Raw genomic sequence first — 17,649 nt, 5'->3', positions numbered from 1 at the left:
GCTACCAACAAGATAACCAACCAAGCCCAATTTTTTAAAAACTTACATTTGTTCATTGGCAATTGTTTTAGTTACATTATTCAAATTAGCCGTCCAATGCAATGGAAAAATGAATGTAGCATTATCTATTTTATTATCATGAATATAAGTTTGTACATTCCCTAAAACAGTACTATTTAAATTCAAAGTAGCACTAGTTGGAGCAACAAATGATAAACGAATATAGCCTTGAAAGCCACTATCAGCATTTAAAACTGTGATAGGAGTCACTGACTTAGATGGGTCACTGGTAAGAGGAATTTCACCGAATGGATTTTTAGTACTATTATTTCCATAAGTATAACCTGCTGTTACAGGAGCCCTATCAGTTCCTGGCAAACCAGTTTGTGTTGAAACTGGATTATCATTAACACCACTATCCAAATCTAAACTACCGAGTTTAGTATTTGACAAGCCAGCAGAACTAGTTACATCTGCTTTTGAACTAGAATCAATCAATGTACTACCGTAATTAGCAACTGACACATAAAAGCCAACTGCACTATCTGGTGAGTTAACGATTAAAGAACGATCAATTTTTTTATTGCTACTAGGACTGTTCAAATTAAAACTCGTATCCCGGTAATCATGCCCCGTACCAAAATCAAAGTTGGGCATCTGGACAATGTAAATACTGCCGTTGATAAAAGTGACCGTTACATTTGTACTGCCCGTCGTACCATCAGTACTATTATCACCGTCGCGCGTGGAAACATCACCCGCTTGTAAAGTTGGATCAGTATCACTCCGCGTCACATCACTATCAGCTTGTACCATTAAAGATTGTTCATTAACTCCCCAACCAAAAATTAAGAGACAAACAGTTGAGATGATCATTTTCCCCATGTTTTTCAAGATCTCACCCCTCGAAGTCATTATAGCAACTTGAACTAAGAACGTCCATTTTTGTTTTGACCTTTTAAATAAATCCACAGTAAATATAATAATCCTAAGACAATTATTAATACTAATCCAATAAAGATCCACGGCAACAAGCGATTATAGTGCTTTGGCTGTGTAGCTTTCTTAATTGCATTGACGTTGGCTTTAGTAACTGTAAAGTGCCGTACAAAAGTTTTTTGATAATGATTCTTAGCTTGCAAATGCAAAGTCAATGTATAAGAACCAGGATGAATCTTACTTTGTGGTAATAACACATTCCACGTCGAGCTTGGTGCCATCTGCAAATTATGCAATTTTTTCGTGATGACTTTGCTATGACCCTTGCGTTTGACTGAACTAGTCATCTTCAGCTGACTAACATTAATCGGCGCAGCATTATACAAAGTAAAGCCTAACCCCGTCTGTTGTGCGCGAGTTGTGGCAATTACGTGCTTATCCATGGTAATTGCTGGCTTAACAGTATCTTTTTTGGAACGCAACACCACACCTGTGACATATTGAACTTGGTTTTGAATAGCAAACTCACTTTTCTTTGAGGAACTGACTCCCGCAGTTGCGACAATCGCCCCCAAGATAATTCCTTGAAACTCCGTCTTAGGTGCTTGATAGGTAAAGGTCACAATCTTGGAATACTGCGGTTTAACATGCACGTGATAAGTGCGTTTACTACTAATTAAGCTAGATAAAGCAGGATTTTGTGGCTTATATAACTTCACTTTTGGGCGATCATAACTAATAATCCCATTGCCGGAAGTATAAGCATCATTGATCTGAACCTTAATATTCAAAGGCTTCTTGCCGATGTTCGACACTAATAAGCGTAAGTGTTGCTTTTGTTGTGGCTTAGTTTGTAAATCAAAAAACGTCTCCTGATCCGTCGTTTGATTCTTGGGTAAAATCGCCTTTACAGTAAATGAACGTTCCTGCGTCGGTAATTTTTTGGCTGCTGCCACTGAATTGGTGGAAAGCGTCCAAAACCCCAATAGTAACGTCAGGATCACTATCATTGAAATCCGTCGTTGCTTCATGAATAAATTCCCCCATTTAAATCTAAAGCTTACTGTCTCGGATATTGATTAAAATTATTATTTTGATTATTGGGTTGTGATTGATTCTGTTGCTGCTGGTTTTGACGCTGTTGTTGTGCTTTCTTTTGTTTGTTAGATTGGCTCCATAAACCACCAACCACAAACATGATTAAGATGATGAGACCTAACACAATCATCAAATACAAAACTGTCTTATCAGGCGTTAAACCTTTGCAATCATTATTAACCTTATCAGTTTGTTTCTTAGTGATGTGGTACGTTCCGGAAAACTTCCAGTGCGTCTTACCACTCTTAGCAGTTCCCACGGCTTGATAAATGCCTGGTTTAATTGGCAGTGATTGCTGATCAAACGCAATCGGAACGTTAGAATTAGGGGCAATCTTCTTATAAACTTGATCCACATTCACGGGCTTGAACCCCATGCCAAACAATTCGAGCAGTCCCTTGCGTTTCAAGGTCATATGCACCACGACATCTTTCATCAATCCTGGTTGATTATTGGATAGATTAACATTGATAAACGGCTTATGTTCGACTGCTTGAGGAGTCACATTATTCAATACCAAAACCCCACCCACTGGGTGATTATCTTCCGTGAGCCACACAGGAACTTTCAAGCCTTGGCTAGCTGAATCATTAATATCATAAATATAAAAACCGGCGAGCATCAAACCTTTAAAGGCCTTGGGTGGCATTTGAATGTTGAACGCTACTTCTTTAGTTTGGTTAGCTTTTAATTTAATAATCTTAGCTTGCGTCATATCTTTAAAAGCATAACGCAAATCGCTATCGCCCGAATGAACAACTTTTTGGTAAGTAATCCCACCTTGCGACGTCGTGGAAGCATTGGTAGGACGAATCCGCACCTTGGTATTCACTGCGCCAAAGTTAGTAATTGATAATTTAACTTGGTACACGCGATTAGGCTTAGCTACAATTTGAAAACGGTCCGTGACGTTCGAATTATCGACAATTGGTGTAACCGAAATATTATTGACATCCGCTTTAACAGATTGTATTTGTGTGAGCGCCAAAAGCAAAGTACAGACGCTAATGATAAATAGGCTAAATTTTTTCATAGATCCCCCATAACGGATTAATGATAGCATAATTATACAAAAAAATGTGGATACTGTTAAGTATCCACACAATTTTATTAAACACTTTTAAGTTTAATTATTATTCTTGTTATTGTTCCGACGACCGAAGTAAATACCTAAACCTAAGACTAACAAGATGACTAAGACAGCAATTAAGATCCATAGCCACATGTAGTTTGGCTTAATACCAGATAACTTGTTGTATTTACCAGCATCAGCAGAAGTGATGGTAAAGTCTTTGTCAACAATCCATGATTTAGTCTTATCACTAGAAACTAATTTAACATGTAGGTGATAGTTACCTGCTTGTAAAGGTGTATCTCCCCAGTCAATAGCGTAATTAAAATTAGAATTAGGAGCTGGTGACATAGCGGTTAAAGTAGAGGTTTTCTTAAACTTATGATCATTAGGCTTTTTGGTAACTGTTGCTTTAGCTTTGATGCCCGTATCAAAACCCTTGACATAATTTTGAATATCAGCATTAACACCACGCTGTCCTTTACCGGCACTTAAAGCATATGGTGTTACTTTCAGAGCTCTAAATTTAGGATGCATAACTGCATCTTCTTTTTGACGTACACGTAAAGGAACACCTTGAGCAAATTTATTAGTCAGTAATGAACCATTTTTAGCAACTGTTTTAACGGCTTTTTCACCTTTAGCTGGGCGAACAAGAATACCGCCCATCAAATATCCAGGAAACTTTTGCTTAGGAACATGAACTTGAAAATGTACATCCACAACTTGTCCTGCAGGAACAGTAATAGTCTGTACTCGTGGTTTTACATACTTAGACAATTTAATATTCATTGATGGATCTGTATAGTCTTTGTTGTAAGAATAAGTGCCATCAGTACCAGTTCCTGCAGTATTAACTGTAACGGTATAACGATGACTCTTAGTATCCTTATTAGCTACTGCAATTGAAATATCTTGTTGACTGCCAGGATTGCCAAAAATATCAACCTGACCATTTTGTGCTGATTGATTCTTACCATAATTTGGTTTAATACCATAATTGCCCACTGATGCTTGAGCAGGCACTGTCGAAACAATTACTAATGCTAAAACAGATAGCATTGCAATTAACCATTGCTTTAAATGATTCATTTTTTACACCCCAAATAATTTAATTATAGAAATTACATTTATAATCTTAATCTTTTATAATTAAAAGTCAATGTAACAATAAAAGTTAAACTTAATTTCAGTTTCAGAAACATAAAAGAAGTATTGATAGCAAAAGTTATCAATACTTCTAAAGTTAAAACTTATTTAATTATTTACAAAACAATCAATTAAGCTTGTGGAGCACCCGTTGATGGATCTGGTTGAGAAGTTAAAGTCCAAGTAATAGGAGCTGTGTAAGCGCCAGCTTTAACACCTTCTGGAATACTCATTTTAATGCCATGATTTAAGCCAAATACAAATTGGTCAGAACCACGTTGTTGAACACCACTCTTAACACTAACAACAGTTTTACCAGCGCCACCATTAGATGTTATAGCATTCGCACCAGTCAAATCAGCAGTATAAATTTTACTGTCAGTTGCTTGAATAGTATTAGCGCTTAATGTAAATTGGCTAGCAGCAGAATCAGTCGTAGCTAACTCATCGCCAGCAAATTGACCTAATGAAGCCTTAACGACATAACCCATACCCATATTACCGGAAGCACCATCTGAATGACGAGAATCAGTAATTTCCAATAAACCGGCATTGTTGCCATCAGTACCATAGTTATTGTTATTAGTTTGACTTGCTAAACTACTATTATCCTTAAGGTATGCTGTACTACCACTAACGGCAGAGCCAAAAGCTAAATCAGGAACTTTATCTAAGCTTAAGAACCCATCGATAACGTTAACACTAGCTGTAGATGTTCCTTGTGCTGAACCACTTCTTGAGTTCTTATTAGCTGGATTGTCAGTTGACATTGTAGTAGCTGGCAACTTACTTGAAGCCGCACTAACAGTAGCGACAGGTGCAACTGCACCTAAAGCAACAACAGCAGTTGCTACAGAAGCAAATAATTTATTCATTTTCATTAGTAAATCCCCCCAAAAAATTTCAAATACCGAATGGTATTCTCAGTACATAAATACAATAACACTTTTTTTTAATCTTGCAATAGTTTATTTTCAAAGAATAACTAAATTCGCTTAAAATTATCAAAAAATGTTATGAACTGCTTACGATAACATAATCCTAACCCAAACAGTAAACCAACACCTAACGCAATTGCTCCATAGCTGACATCATTTCCCGTTTGTGGATATGATGGCGTACCCACAACTTGCACTGGTCCGTTTTGATCCGCACCGCCAGTTTGTGGGTAATTCAACTGATCTAACTTAGGAGTTTTCGCCTGTTGACTATTAGCGCCCGTGTTAGACTGTGGAATAATTACTGAAGCAGTTGATGACTTAGATTGTGAGTTAGAACTACCTCCCCCTCGAGTAGCGCCTTGAGTAACTGGTAGGGCCTGGGCAACTTCATTACCTTGATAATCGTAATCGGTTCCCGCCCACATGGCTGTCGAATAAGCGCCAACAACAATTGCCACAGTAGCAATTACCGCAACAATTAAACCAGTTACCTTACGCCAAGGGAGTCGTTTTGATACTTTGTGAGTTTGCTTTTCCAAAAATCACGACTCCTTTCGTAAGACTAGAAGCTCTAGACACACTGTTAATATAGCACTTAATTTTGTGAAGTTCAAACACAATTAATTATAACTGAACAACTTTCAGCTTATTAATGGTTGCCACAATTGCCATACTGCTTCCGGCTCAAATTGGTGTGCACTTTGATAAGCACCTTGACTTAATTTTTGAGCTAATTGATCATTTTGCAAAATTGCAATCACTTTGTGGGCTGCAGTGGATACTGCGTCTTGTGGAACTAAATAACCATTTTCATTATCATGCACAATTTCTCGAGGGCCGTAACGGCAATCATAGCTCACCATGGGTACCCCATGACTACTTGCTTCTAATAACGTCAAAGGAAAGCCTTCCGCAAAAGAAGTCAAAATTAAAACGCGAGCTCGATCATAAACTTCTGCCATATTGGCCACGACACCCTTAAATTGCACAGCATCTTGTAATTTTAAATTCAATACGGTCTGATTAATTTTTTTTGCTTCTTGCTGATAAGTAATGCCCCCATAAACCTCTAAGCGCGCTAGCGGATCTTCACGGCGCACGCGCTGTAAAACTTTTAAGGCTTGATCAACTTGTTTTTCGGGTGAAATTCGGGCCACCATGATAATCAAGTGCGGATCGCGTTGGGAGAATTCAACTTGAGGAACATCAATTTGGCTGGGTTTACCCGGAATAGCCACCACTTTCTCTCCAATGTGAAAGCGTTGATTAATCTCTTGCTTCTCCCAATTGGACGGACAGATAATATAATCGAACTCTTCATTATGGGTTAAACCATACTCATAGTTATAGTTTAATCCCCCCGTCATGACATCAGCCTGCCAACCATTTAAGAATTGATTATGAATATAAAATGCTTTTTGAGCTGCGGTTTGCATTCGTGGCAAACTCTCGACGCATTCCACACGGTCGGCAATAAATAAATTATTCAAACCATAGTCTTGATTTAAACAATCATAAAAAAAGGCCTGGAAATCACGCAAATCCGTAAACCGATACTTCTTGCCGTGATACTTTAGCTTATATAAAGCCACACTCTTTTGATCAGCCTTATAAACTTGCGTACAAGTAACTTGGCCTTGTTGATTAAGCACTTCTTGCTTGGTGACCTGCCCATGGCGATCGTAGTAATACTTGCTAGACAAAAAGCCGCGGGTATCATAGCCTTCCGCAACACTCGGAACTTGACTACCCAAGGGAGCAAAGACCACCGAAGTCAATTGTTGCGATTTTTCATCAGCCCGAATCAGACCTTGCCGACCGTCGTGTGTTTGAATTTTAAAACCCAGTTCTGCACCATCAGAGCCTAACTCCTGCACTAATTGATAATTATGCGTGCGACAATAATCTTGGACAGTATTCGTTTGATAAAAATCCACATGATTTTCCCCAAAGTAGTCAAAGACATTAATAACGTCATCTAAGTCTAAACCAAACTTGCCCGGACCAGCGGCCCAATCATTGCGATAATAAGTCGTCACAATCTTGGCTGGAACTTGATGTTGTTGAAATAAGCGCAAGCGATTCAGTTCAGAATGCTCAATGCCAGCCGAAATATTAGATAAATCCATCGTTAAAAAAAATTCATGCTACTATGCCCCCTTTGATCTGAAGTTTATTATAGCAAACAAAACCTTTTCTTTTACGGGAAGATTTCAAACATAGTATACTAAGATAGAGGTGAAGAAAAATGAAAATAACTCGTCATGGTGAAGACTTTTGTACGCTCACTGACATTCCCCAAGTTGGCAGCCAGATGCCCAACTTTACGGTTCTTGATCAAGATCAAAACTCCGTTACTTTAACATCATTATTGAACAAACCCTTGCTCATTAGTGTAGTACCCGATATTAATACCAGTGTCTGCAGTTTACAGACGAAACATTTTAATCAAACAATGGATCAATATCCTAACATCAATTTTGTCACTATTTCAACGAACACCGCTGAGCAACAAGCTAGTTGGTGTGCAGCTCAAGGCGTTAAAAAAATGCAATTGCTTTCTGACGTCAAACAGGATTTCGGTCAACAAACTCATTTGTTAATGGCCGACAGTGGTTTATTAGCCCGGTCCGTCTGGATTGTTGAACCCGATCAAACGATTAGCTACCAAGAAGTGGTGCCCGAGATGACCAATGAACCTAATTATGACCAAGTTTTGGCTCAATTAGATCAAAACGAATAAGTAGTGTTCAATACACAATTTAGTGCTGATTTTTTCATCCGAACATAGTGTAAGCTATTATAATGAAGAAATTTTTAAAATTAATGCCTAATCAGCACTAGTTTGGCACTTAAAAAGCAATTTCTTAAGCCTAATTCAGACTTCAGAACTTGCTTTTTTAGTTAGTCTTATTCTTTCGGTAATGTTGAATATTCCACGTATTTAACAGAGTAATCACAATCATCGAGATTCCCGCAATAATAAAGAGCATCTTAAAAGAAGAATGATCAATCACTAGTCCCCCAAAGACCGGACCAATGGCGCGGCCCAGCGAAGAAAAGCCACTAACCCAGCCCTGACTGCGCCCTTTATCTTCCGGTTGCGTCCATTGATCAATAATGACTGGAACCGTTGGGACATAGATGGCTTCGCCAATCGTCAACAAAATCATCCCTAAATAAATTAAGGCGACTTGTTTGCTAGCAATCGTGACAAAATAAGAAATTGTCAAAAAGAATAAGCCAATCACAATTCGGTGATCCAAGTTTTTGATAATTTGTGGTCGCCACGTCAATAGCCATTGCACTATAATAATGACTACTCCATTTAATGCCCATAATAAACTATAAACGCGTAAGGCAAAACCACTATCAATTAAGTAAACGGAAAAGTTCGATTCCCATTGCGAATACATTGTCCACATGACTACTAATGTTAAAAAGCTAACCACAAATAATTGGCGCACACGCGCTTGCGGATGTTTTTTAGGAGTTCTGTTAGCGTGCTTTGCTGCAGCAACTTGGTATTCCAAGCGTTGCTTAGGAAAACAAACGATTTGAATGATTAAAGACAATAAGTATAAAACTGCTGCCAAAATAAAAATCGGAGCAACTGATCGTTTAAACATTTCACTGATCAGCATTGTGCCCAAGACCAAGCCGACATTTAAGACTAAATAAATCAGGTTAAAAGCTTTAGTGGTTGAGATATGGGGCAATAAGGTGCCGTAGACGTTCACTGCCGTGGTTAGCCAACCCGTTGTCACGCCAAAAGCCGTCAACACCAAGGCATAATTGGGCCAACCAGTGAACCAAATGCCAATAACGCAGATTGCTAAACAGGCTAACATGGCCCCCACTGTTAGGTAAAATTGATTAAACCGGTCATACATTTTGCCGGCAACCATCGCACCTAACACGTTAGCAGCCGAAAAAAACATCAACGCAATGCCTGCCACCGTCAATGATTTATGCAAAATAGTATTAATATAAATGGTTGCTAACGGCCACATCATGCTATAGGCCGTTTCATTAAAGAAGGCCACCCCTAACAATGGAACCAAACGAACTTGGCGCATATTAAACTCCTTTTCTTCCTACTAATTTAATTCTATTATAATATAATGACATTATTAGCAGAAAGGATAAGTTCATGTCAAATTCTTATCAACCACAAAATACCAAAGATGCCTTGCGCATGATTCAGCAACTGGCCAACCAATACTTACATGCTCCTTTAACCAAAGAACTATTAGAGTACAATCAAAAACAAATTCAATATCTTCAGCAACAAGTCATTCCAGTGGCTCAACAGCAAGAACAGAATTTAACCAGAGTACAACAAGCGCAAACTTTAATCCAAACTTTACAATTCTGGCAACAACAAAAGTTGCAGGGCAAAATTGTCACTGGTAAGATCAAAAATTACCAATTAACCCAAACTGCCACCCCTAAGTATCAACACTTACCAGGCAAACATCAGAGTCAGCCACATTACCGAACTAGTCATCATTAAATCAAGCTGTGAGCAAAACTGGGCAAAAGCTGAGGACTAACCTAGATTAAACTTTTAAGTTTGATCCTTAACTTGAAAGCTTAATCGTAGTTAGACGTAAGCTTTTAGTTTTGCGAACGCAATTATATTAAACCTGTGAGCAGAAGCGTTAAGAAGTTGAGTATAACCTAGGTAAAGTTCTTAAGTTTTGACTTTTAAACTTAAGAACTTTTCCGTAGTTAGACACAAACTTCTGCTTCTGGGAACGCAATTTCGCCAAGCTGTGAGCAAAACTGGGCAAAAGCTGAGGACTAACCTAGATTAAACTTTTAAGTTTGATCCTTAACTTGAAAGCTTAATCGTAGTTAGACGTAAGCTTTTAGTTTTGCGAACGCAATTATATTAAACCTGTGAGCAGAAGCATATAAAATTTCATAGACCAAATGTCAAATAATTATCACTGTGTTAAACTTTTTTATTAAATTAAAATTAATAATAGATCTTTTTCAAATCAGCTAAATCGCTAGCTAATATTCATTTTAATTAACTTTTTATTAAAAATAGATGGCAAATAATTAATCATGGTGCTAAGATAGTAATTACAAATTACGAAGGGAGCATCATTTATGAAAATCACAATGCTTGGTGTCGGCGGTATGGGTACCCGTTTTGGTTACGCATTGCAAAAGGCGGGTAATGATGTGACATTAATTGACGGCTGGAAACCGAACGTTGAAGCTATTCGCCAAAATGGGATTTCTGCCAATTTAGATGGCGTTGAAGTCAGTGCTAAATTGCCGATTTACTATCCTAATGAAAGCGACCAAATCAAAGATCCTGCCGATTTAATTATTGTCTTTACTAAGTCCTATCAACTAGAAGAGTATTTTGACCAAATTAAATCTTTGTTGACCCCCAAAACTTACGTTTTGTGCTTGATGAACGGAATGGGTCACGAAAAAATTCTTGAACGGTATGTTGATCAAAACTTGTTATTAATTGGGGTCACGATGTTTACTGCTGGTTATGACAAACCGGGACATGCACAGTTATTTGGTGATGGCAACGTTGAAATTCAAAACTTAGGCCCTCAAGGCGAATCATTTGCGAAAAAAGTAATTGCTGTCTTCAATGATGCCGGTCTTAAGTCCGTTTATAGTAATAGTGCTCGTTACTCAATTTGGCGTAAAGCCTGTGTGAATGGAACTTTAAATTCATTATGTTCACTTTTGGAATGTAACATGGGCGAACTCGGTAAAACTAAAGAAGCTACAACTTACTTGAAGGATATTATCGCTGAATTTGCTGCCGTTGCCCGCCATGAAGGTACCGATCTTGACGAAGATGAAGTGTTCCACCATATTGATGAAACTTTCTATGGCAACATTGCTAATCACTATCCCTCTATGTACCAAGACTTAGTCAACCATCATCGTTTAACCGAAATTGATTTTATTAATGGTGCCGTCTGGCGTAAGGGTGAAAAATATGGCATTCCGACTCCTGAATGTCGTTTATTAACCCAATTAATTCACAGTAAAGAACAATTAATTGGTGCCAAATTAGATTAATAATTTCCACAAAACCAAAAATGAAGCTGAAAGATAAAAAACACTTAACAGTTGAATACTATAAAAAATGTCCATATTAATGATATGACCCTCAAAGTTCGAATAACTTTGGCGGTCATTTTTATATCTGCGATTATTTCAGTCGTAGATATTTATCTATTTTGTTGAATCAAAGTAACAAGCTAGCAGGCAAAAAGGACTAGCTCCGATTAAATATCGTCAGTTAGTCCTTTAAGTTTATCCTAATTGTATACCTATTAAGATATAGCTTTTTTTAATTTAATCTATTTGGTCAATAATGTGCTTGGTTCATGGCAATTAATAAGAACAGGAATACGAAAAAAGCACCATACATAATTGGATGAACTTGTTTACCCTTTTTTTCAAAGACCATAATCAAAACGTAAGACATGACCCCAAAAGCAAAACCGTAAGCAATATCATAGAAAAATGGCATTCCAATAATTGTCATAAATGCTGGGAAAGAACTTTCTAATTTACTCCAGTCAATTCTACCCAATGAAGTGACCATATATGAACCCACAATAATCATGATCGGGGCTGTGACCTGGGAAGTCACGACTCCTAATAATGGGGAGAAGAATAAACTTAACGCAAACCAAAAGGCTACTGTTAAAGAAGTTAACCCTGTTCGGCCACCAACAGCAATCCCTGTTGACGATTCAACGTAAGCTGCAGTTGGTGAACTACCAAAAATGGAAGAACTCGTCATCGCCAAAGCATCGCTTAATAGTGTCTTGCTTAAACGCGGCGGTACTTTTTCACCGCGCTTAATAAAACCGGCTTGCTCCGCTAAGCCCACTACAGTTCCCGTTGTATCAAAGAAGGCCACTAAGAAGAAAATTAAAATCACGGTGATCATTTGCGGTGTAAAAACATTTTGCACGTGAAAAATTGCTTGACCAAAGGTGGGTTTTAAACTTGGCACGCCGGCGACAATTGCCGTCGGCATCTTGATCAAACCGGTTAAAATGCCCACAATCGAAGTTGCCGCCATGCCCAACAAAAAATTAGCTGGCACTTTTAAAGCTACCAAGATTAATGTAAATACTAAGCCAAAAACGGTTAACCAAACAGTCGGATTATGAAAATCCGTAATCGTCAACAAGGTTGACGAACTAGCTTTGACCAAGCCACCATTTTGTAAGCCGACAAAGGCCACAAATAAACCAATCCCGGCCGCAATCGCCGATTTCAAATCAGCGGGAATATTATTGATGATTTTTTCTCGAATTTTAAACACTGTGACTAACATGAATAAGATAGAAGCTACAAAAATCCCAGCCAAAGCCGTCGGCCACGGAATTTTCATGCCCAAAACCACTGTATAAGCAAAAAAAGCATTACTCCCTAATGAAGGTGCAATCGCCACCGGATAATTAGCAATCAAGGCGGTCGCTAAGCAACCAACAATGGCCGCCAACGCCGTGGCTACAAAGACCGCTCCCTGATTCAACCCTGCATCGCCTAAAACATTGGGATTAACAAATAAAATATAAGACATCGCCATAAACGTCGTTGTACCCGCAATCATTTCTTGGCGCGGATTGGTTCGGTTGGCTTTCAAATCAAAAACTTTTTCTAACAGTCCCTGCGGCTGTTTGCTCATCTTAATTCCTCCCAATAGTTTCTTTTTTCAGAAACAACGTCTTTTATTATACGGATTAAGATGCTAAAAATCTAGTATTTTACGATATATTTTAAACTTTATCAATAATAATGTTCGCCTTTTACTAAAAAGCAGGTCTTAATTGAGCTGCATTGCCGTCATTTTGGGATTTTTTATCTTTTGAAAGCCTCCAAGCCTTGCCCTTGCTAACTTTTACTTAAACTTAACAAATATTCACAATTTCTTCACATTTTAAAAGTTTCTTCTTCATATGTTCTGTGTAATATATAGTTTGTAAGTTGATGAGATAGAAAAAATCTCACTTCTCCCCCTCAATATTTAAATTTTGAATCCCCCTCAATAATTTAAATTAAAAAACCTCCAACATTTTGTTGGAGGTTTTTATTATGCCAAAAAATTGAGAATTTCTAACGGTGCTACCTGTAACAACTGCTTACTATAAATCGTTTGTAAAACATAGCTTTGGCTAAAGTGCTGATAAATCGTACGCAATTGTGGATGTTGCGCTAATTGTTTAGGTAATTGATCTTGCGTTGATTGGGCAATCAATAACGTCATTGGCACTTTCGTATTTAGTAACAATTTCTTAGGTAAACTTTGGACAAATTCCGCTTGCAACTCTAGATCAACATACAAGCCAAAGCCGCCCGGTCTTTGATGAAAATTGGCCATGACAGCATTTAAGAGCATTTGGCGTTGATAATCATCTAAGTCCTGTTTTTGCTGTAAAGTTTGCACCTGTTGTTGGCCAAAAGCTATTAAATCTTGATAAGTCGCAATCTGAGGTGTAGTTCTATATGGCAACGCGGGCTGCCACTGAGGATCTAGAACCACCACTTGACGCGGTTTGAGACCAGTTTGCATTGCTTGTAATACCACAAACAAGCTTAAACCAGCTGCGACAATTTGGTAATTTTTTAACTGAAGAGTCGTCACAAATTCTTGTAAATCTTGAGCAAAGCTCATGACATCAACTGGACCTTGAGCTACTGACTGACCATGGTAGCGCCAATCCAGCGCATAACTATTCGTTAGGCCATTAAACGTCATGATCTGAAGACAACTATTCACACTTTGCGTTAAATCTGGCAAGAATATTGTATTTGCAGTTGCCCCTAGGTCCTCTGTCAAATACACAATTTTTCCATTACTTAAATTAACAGTTTTAACTGCAATCATTTTTTCACCAACTTATTTAATATGCAAAATTTGACGTAAACGTGTCAAATCTTTTGCTAAAACTTGATCCATCAACCGCGTTTTTAACACGTAGAAGCCGTAAATCACAGCGCCCACGACTACTTCAACTAACATGTAACTAGTTGCTTTAATGCGCCCAATATGGTGATCAAAGCCGTAAAAGCCGCTATCCACTAGAAGAACCACAATCATCATCACTACAGCTCCTAGTAAGATTTTGCTAAGATCCTGTTTAAATAAAGTTGCCAAATTAAACGGATATAAGGCATGAATTTTTTTCAACATTAAATAACAGATTAAAACCATGGCCAAAATCGTCGCCACAATCGGACCATATTCGTGAAAAACATAAACTAAGGGCCACTGAATTACTATTTTAAATAGAAAGCCAATTACTAAATATTTAATGGCTAATACATTACGATATAGTGCTTGCAAAATAGCCGCCAAGACCATGAAAAAGCCTAATAGCAACGCCATCACACAAGATAATTGCATAATTTTAATTCCTAAGGCGTCAAAACCGTAAAAGGCACTCCACAATGGACGCGAAACGGCTAACATCCCCAACGCTGCCGGCAACATAAAGAAAGCAAACATTTTGATGATATTCACAATTTGTGCCTGAATCTTGGCCGTATCTTTAGTGGTATATAAAGAGGAAACAATCGGAATAGCTGAGGATACGACCCCTGTCGCTAAAGAAACCACGACCATGATTAATTTATTAGCTTGAAAACCAAAGAGTGAGTAATAATAGTCCAATTGTTGCCGCGAAATGTGCATAAAGCTCTGCATCATCGGATTAAAAGTCGACTGATCGAATAACTTAAAAATTGTAATGGCGGAATCAATAATGATAAACGGAATCGCCTGTAACAAGATTTCTTTGGTAAAATCTTTGGCCGTAAAACTAATCTCGTGACTGCCAGTAGCTGCCAATTGGGTTAGCGGCTTGCGCTGCCGCCAAAAGCCCCACAACAAAAACAACATCGAAATTCCCGCTCCAATAAAGGAAGCAAACGTTGATTTGGTGACGGCGTCAACGTAATTACCATGTTTAATTTGCATGATAATATACGTAATTAATAACATATAACTAACACGCGCTAATTGTTCTAGCATCATGGAAATTGCCGATGGCCCCATTTGACCGTGGCCTTGAAAATAACCCCGCATAATACTTAACGTTGGTAACAATAACACAGCAATAGCTAAAGCTTTCAGCGCCGGAATACTCCGTGGATCACCATTGGTAAAGACATCTGCTACCAAATTAGCGCCAAAATACATAATTCCGGCAAAAATCACACCGATAATTGCCGTTACTTTCAAAGCTTGCTTGAATAATTGATTGCTGGCTTCATACTCACCTAACGCATTATAATGCGCAATTTGTTTCGAGATGGCACTCGGCAAGCCGGCCGTCGACACAAGTAAGAAAAAATCGTAAATATTGTATACTTTGCCATATAGCGCATTAGCTGCAGCCACCGTCGCCGCCGAACCCATCCAAATGTTCCACGGAATAATATATAAAGCTGATAAGGCGCGCGAAACGATCCCACTGGCCGTGATCCAAGCTGAGCCAGACAATAATGAATCTTGTTTCAGTGTTTTAGTTGCTGTTGTCTTTGATTGATCCATTTGATTTTCCTCGATCTACTAACAATGAAACTTTATTATACAAAAAATTCTCCTAACTGACAAAAATCAATCAGGAGAACTTCGCATTTAGAACAAATTCAAAGTCAAGCTCGTAACTTTTCAGGTGCAACAAAAGACCGCCACTTAACTACAACTTGCTTAACCTAAAGTTGGTTTTAAAACTTGAATTAAATAGTCAGCTGCTTTTTGACTACCAGCTAAATCTGGGTGCATGCCATCAGTAAAGGTCAAGTCCCAATCTTTAGTTTCAATCAACCGTGTATTTTCATATTCAGGAGTTTCTTCACGAATAACAGCAGCATGATTTTGGCTGAACGGAATCATGACCCACAAACGACTCTTGGGATATTGCAATTTCAACTTTTGCATCACAACTTCAAAACCAACCCGAAAATCATTATCGTTAATCTTTTTATCAGGCGTTCCTAAATTAACAATCACATCATCAGCCTGAAAATCCGGTTGCCAATCAATTTGATCAGCTAAATGATCAACGAATGTTTGGGCATTAGGAACACCACCAGTACCGGGCTTAACCACACCAGTACCCGGATAGCAAATTCGAATATCTTCACGGTTAAAATGCTCAGCCACTAAAGCTGCATAATTACTTTCAGCACGATAATCTTGACCAGGAGTCGTTCCAGCAACCCAAGAACCCGCCGTAATCGAATCGCCCACAAACACTAAAGGTGTGCCTGTAGGTTTCACTGCTTGTAATTGCCCCGTTGTTTGTACTTGGTCGAAGTACAAGCCTTGATGTCTTTTCCAAACGTTATCTTCAGTTGAATTACCACTATAAACGACTTGTAAAACATGGCTTTGTTCATCAGGCAGTGTCACGGTAAATGGTTCACTCGTCAATGCCAAACGTTCAAAAGGCTGATCATCAATCTGGTAAGCTAACCAAGTATCCCCCGCATTGGCTTTAGTTGAAAATGACCATTGCACAGTGGTTGTACCCTGCACTTGCGTAATAATTCGTGCACCTAAATTAGTTGTATACATCCCATGACTCGTTTGTGCCCAACGACCACTAAAATAAAGTCCTTGTGCTTCATAATTAGCCGTTGTCTGTTGAAAATTCATAAAATCTCTCCCTTTCTATTGCCCAAAACTCTGACACAATACTATAATAGCACTCATAGCTACCTTTCATAAAAGGAGAACTGAAATGTTTACGAATATTATTTTTGACGTTGACGGTACATTATTAGACACAAAAGAGGCTAGTTTACTAGCTTTACAAAAGACTTTAGCAGAGGATTATCACATTCAAACTGAACTGGCTGATTTGGAGTTTGCTTTTTCTGGTACAGCGGAAAATACTCTCAATTATTTTCAGATTCCTAAAGAAGAGCATCTCAAAGCGGCCCAAAGTGTGTTTAAAAATGCCTTTGGCTTTATTGACGAAGTGCAACCTTTTCCTGGAATCGTCTCGACAGTGCAACAACTAGCTCATCAGCACATTGGTTTAGCCATTGTTACTTCGGAAGATTCACGCGAAGTGACCGCCATCTTCAAGAAAACTGCCTTGCAACCTTATTTTAAACATTTTGTGACTGCCGACATCGTCCAAAATCCTAAACCGGCCGCCGAACCGGCACAAAAGGCCTTAGAATTGTTGCATGCCCAGGTCCAAACCACGCTCTTAATTGGAGACTCCCGCAATGATATTGGTTGTGCGCATCATGCTGGTTTAAAATTTGGGCTCGCTAAATGGGGCGCTAACGATCAAGATGACTTTAGTGATGCCGATTATATCTTTGAACAACCACAAGATATTTTAAAATTAATTGCCCATTAATTCTAAGCCAACACTAAAATAGCCCGTTTGAGTTCTGATATGCTCAAAGGGCTACTTT

The 17,649-nt window shown here is 38.4% G+C and carries 16 protein-coding genes; 4 read left to right on the top strand and 12 right to left on the bottom strand.

The window, feature by feature from the left end; translation table 11 throughout:
- Window positions 1-42: 42 nt before the first annotated feature.
- The 7 genes from AC3B5S_RS06135 to AC3B5S_RS06105 all read right to left on the bottom strand — a co-directional run bounded on the left by AC3B5S_RS06135 (window position 43) and on the right by AC3B5S_RS06105 (window position 7,328).
- On the bottom strand, window positions 43-894 hold the full coding sequence (locus tag AC3B5S_RS06135) for a hypothetical protein (RefSeq protein WP_489758184.1): 852 nt from the start codon (window positions 892-894) through the stop codon (window positions 43-45).
- 35 nt (window positions 895-929) lie between these two features.
- Window positions 930-1,970 carry a DUF916 domain-containing protein gene (locus tag AC3B5S_RS06130; protein WP_489775158.1) on the bottom strand — a complete coding sequence of 347 codons (1,041 nt, stop codon included), beginning with the start codon at window positions 1,968-1,970 and terminating at the stop codon, window positions 930-932.
- A gap of 29 nt (window positions 1,971-1,999) precedes the next feature.
- Entirely contained in the window at window positions 2,000-3,070 is a 1,071-nt protein-coding gene (locus AC3B5S_RS06125) for a WxL protein peptidoglycan domain-containing protein (RefSeq protein WP_489758182.1), read from the bottom strand.
- 93 nt (window positions 3,071-3,163) lie between these two features.
- On the bottom strand, window positions 3,164-4,201 hold the full coding sequence (locus AC3B5S_RS06120; protein WP_489769554.1) for a DUF3324 domain-containing protein: 1,038 nt from the start codon (window positions 4,199-4,201) through the stop codon (window positions 3,164-3,166).
- 188 nt (window positions 4,202-4,389) lie between these two features.
- Window positions 4,390-5,139, bottom strand: coding sequence for a WxL domain-containing protein (locus AC3B5S_RS06115; protein ID WP_489769553.1), 750 nt, complete (start codon window positions 5,137-5,139; stop codon window positions 4,390-4,392).
- Window positions 5,140-5,243: 104 nt separating this feature from the next.
- Window positions 5,244-5,738, bottom strand: coding sequence for a hypothetical protein (locus tag AC3B5S_RS06110; RefSeq protein ID WP_489769552.1), 495 nt, complete (start codon window positions 5,736-5,738; stop codon window positions 5,244-5,246).
- Window positions 5,739-5,840: 102 nt separating this feature from the next.
- Window positions 5,841-7,328: a glycosyltransferase gene (locus AC3B5S_RS06105; protein ID WP_489769551.1), complete on the bottom strand. Its 1,488-nt coding sequence runs from the start codon at window positions 7,326-7,328 to the stop codon at window positions 5,841-5,843.
- A gap of 119 nt (window positions 7,329-7,447) precedes the next feature.
- Here AC3B5S_RS06105 and tpx point away from each other — a divergent pair, with 119 nt between their 5' ends.
- Window positions 7,448-7,942 carry a thiol peroxidase gene (gene tpx, locus AC3B5S_RS06100; protein WP_489775157.1) on the top strand — a complete coding sequence of 165 codons (495 nt, stop codon included), beginning with the start codon at window positions 7,448-7,450 and terminating at the stop codon, window positions 7,940-7,942.
- Between the two features lie 157 nt (window positions 7,943-8,099).
- Here tpx and AC3B5S_RS06095 read toward each other — a convergent pair whose 3' ends face one another.
- On the bottom strand, window positions 8,100-9,278 hold the full coding sequence (locus tag AC3B5S_RS06095; RefSeq protein ID WP_489790207.1) for an MFS transporter: 1,179 nt from the start codon (window positions 9,276-9,278) through the stop codon (window positions 8,100-8,102).
- A gap of 74 nt (window positions 9,279-9,352) precedes the next feature.
- Here AC3B5S_RS06095 and AC3B5S_RS06090 point away from each other — a divergent pair, with 74 nt between their 5' ends.
- Both AC3B5S_RS06090 and AC3B5S_RS06085 read left to right on the top strand, forming a co-directional pair.
- Window positions 9,353-9,715, top strand: coding sequence for a hypothetical protein (locus tag AC3B5S_RS06090; protein ID WP_489758175.1), 363 nt, complete (start codon window positions 9,353-9,355; stop codon window positions 9,713-9,715).
- A gap of 605 nt (window positions 9,716-10,320) precedes the next feature.
- Window positions 10,321-11,265: a 2-dehydropantoate 2-reductase gene (locus AC3B5S_RS06085; protein WP_489758174.1), complete on the top strand. Its 945-nt coding sequence runs from the start codon at window positions 10,321-10,323 to the stop codon at window positions 11,263-11,265.
- A 292-nt stretch (window positions 11,266-11,557) separates the two neighbouring features.
- Here the strand turns inward: AC3B5S_RS06085 and AC3B5S_RS06080 are convergent, their stop codons facing one another.
- From AC3B5S_RS06080 to AC3B5S_RS06065, 4 genes are all read right to left on the bottom strand, one after another.
- Window positions 11,558-12,895 carry an NCS2 family permease gene (locus tag AC3B5S_RS06080; protein WP_489758173.1) on the bottom strand — a complete coding sequence of 446 codons (1,338 nt, stop codon included), beginning with the start codon at window positions 12,893-12,895 and terminating at the stop codon, window positions 11,558-11,560.
- A gap of 405 nt (window positions 12,896-13,300) precedes the next feature.
- Window positions 13,301-14,095, bottom strand: a complete 795-nt coding sequence (locus AC3B5S_RS06075; RefSeq protein WP_489775155.1) for a hypothetical protein — start codon at window positions 14,093-14,095, stop codon at window positions 13,301-13,303.
- Window positions 14,096-14,107: 12 nt separating this feature from the next.
- Entirely contained in the window at window positions 14,108-15,763 is a 1,656-nt protein-coding gene (locus AC3B5S_RS06070) for a putative polysaccharide biosynthesis protein (RefSeq protein WP_489790206.1), read from the bottom strand.
- Between the two features lie 159 nt (window positions 15,764-15,922).
- Window positions 15,923-16,873, bottom strand: coding sequence for an SGNH/GDSL hydrolase family protein (locus tag AC3B5S_RS06065; RefSeq protein WP_489769545.1), 951 nt, complete (start codon window positions 16,871-16,873; stop codon window positions 15,923-15,925).
- A gap of 85 nt (window positions 16,874-16,958) precedes the next feature.
- Here AC3B5S_RS06065 and AC3B5S_RS06060 point away from each other — a divergent pair, with 85 nt between their 5' ends.
- Window positions 16,959-17,591, top strand: a complete 633-nt coding sequence (locus AC3B5S_RS06060; RefSeq protein ID WP_489758169.1) for an HAD family hydrolase — start codon at window positions 16,959-16,961, stop codon at window positions 17,589-17,591.
- The last annotated feature ends 58 nt before the right edge of the window (window positions 17,592-17,649 follow it).

The sequence above is a fragment of the Bombilactobacillus sp. ESL1094 genome, from assembly GCF_058107425.1.
The sequence above is the reverse complement of the archived record's forward strand: the minus strand, read 5'-3'. Positions and strand labels throughout refer to the sequence as shown.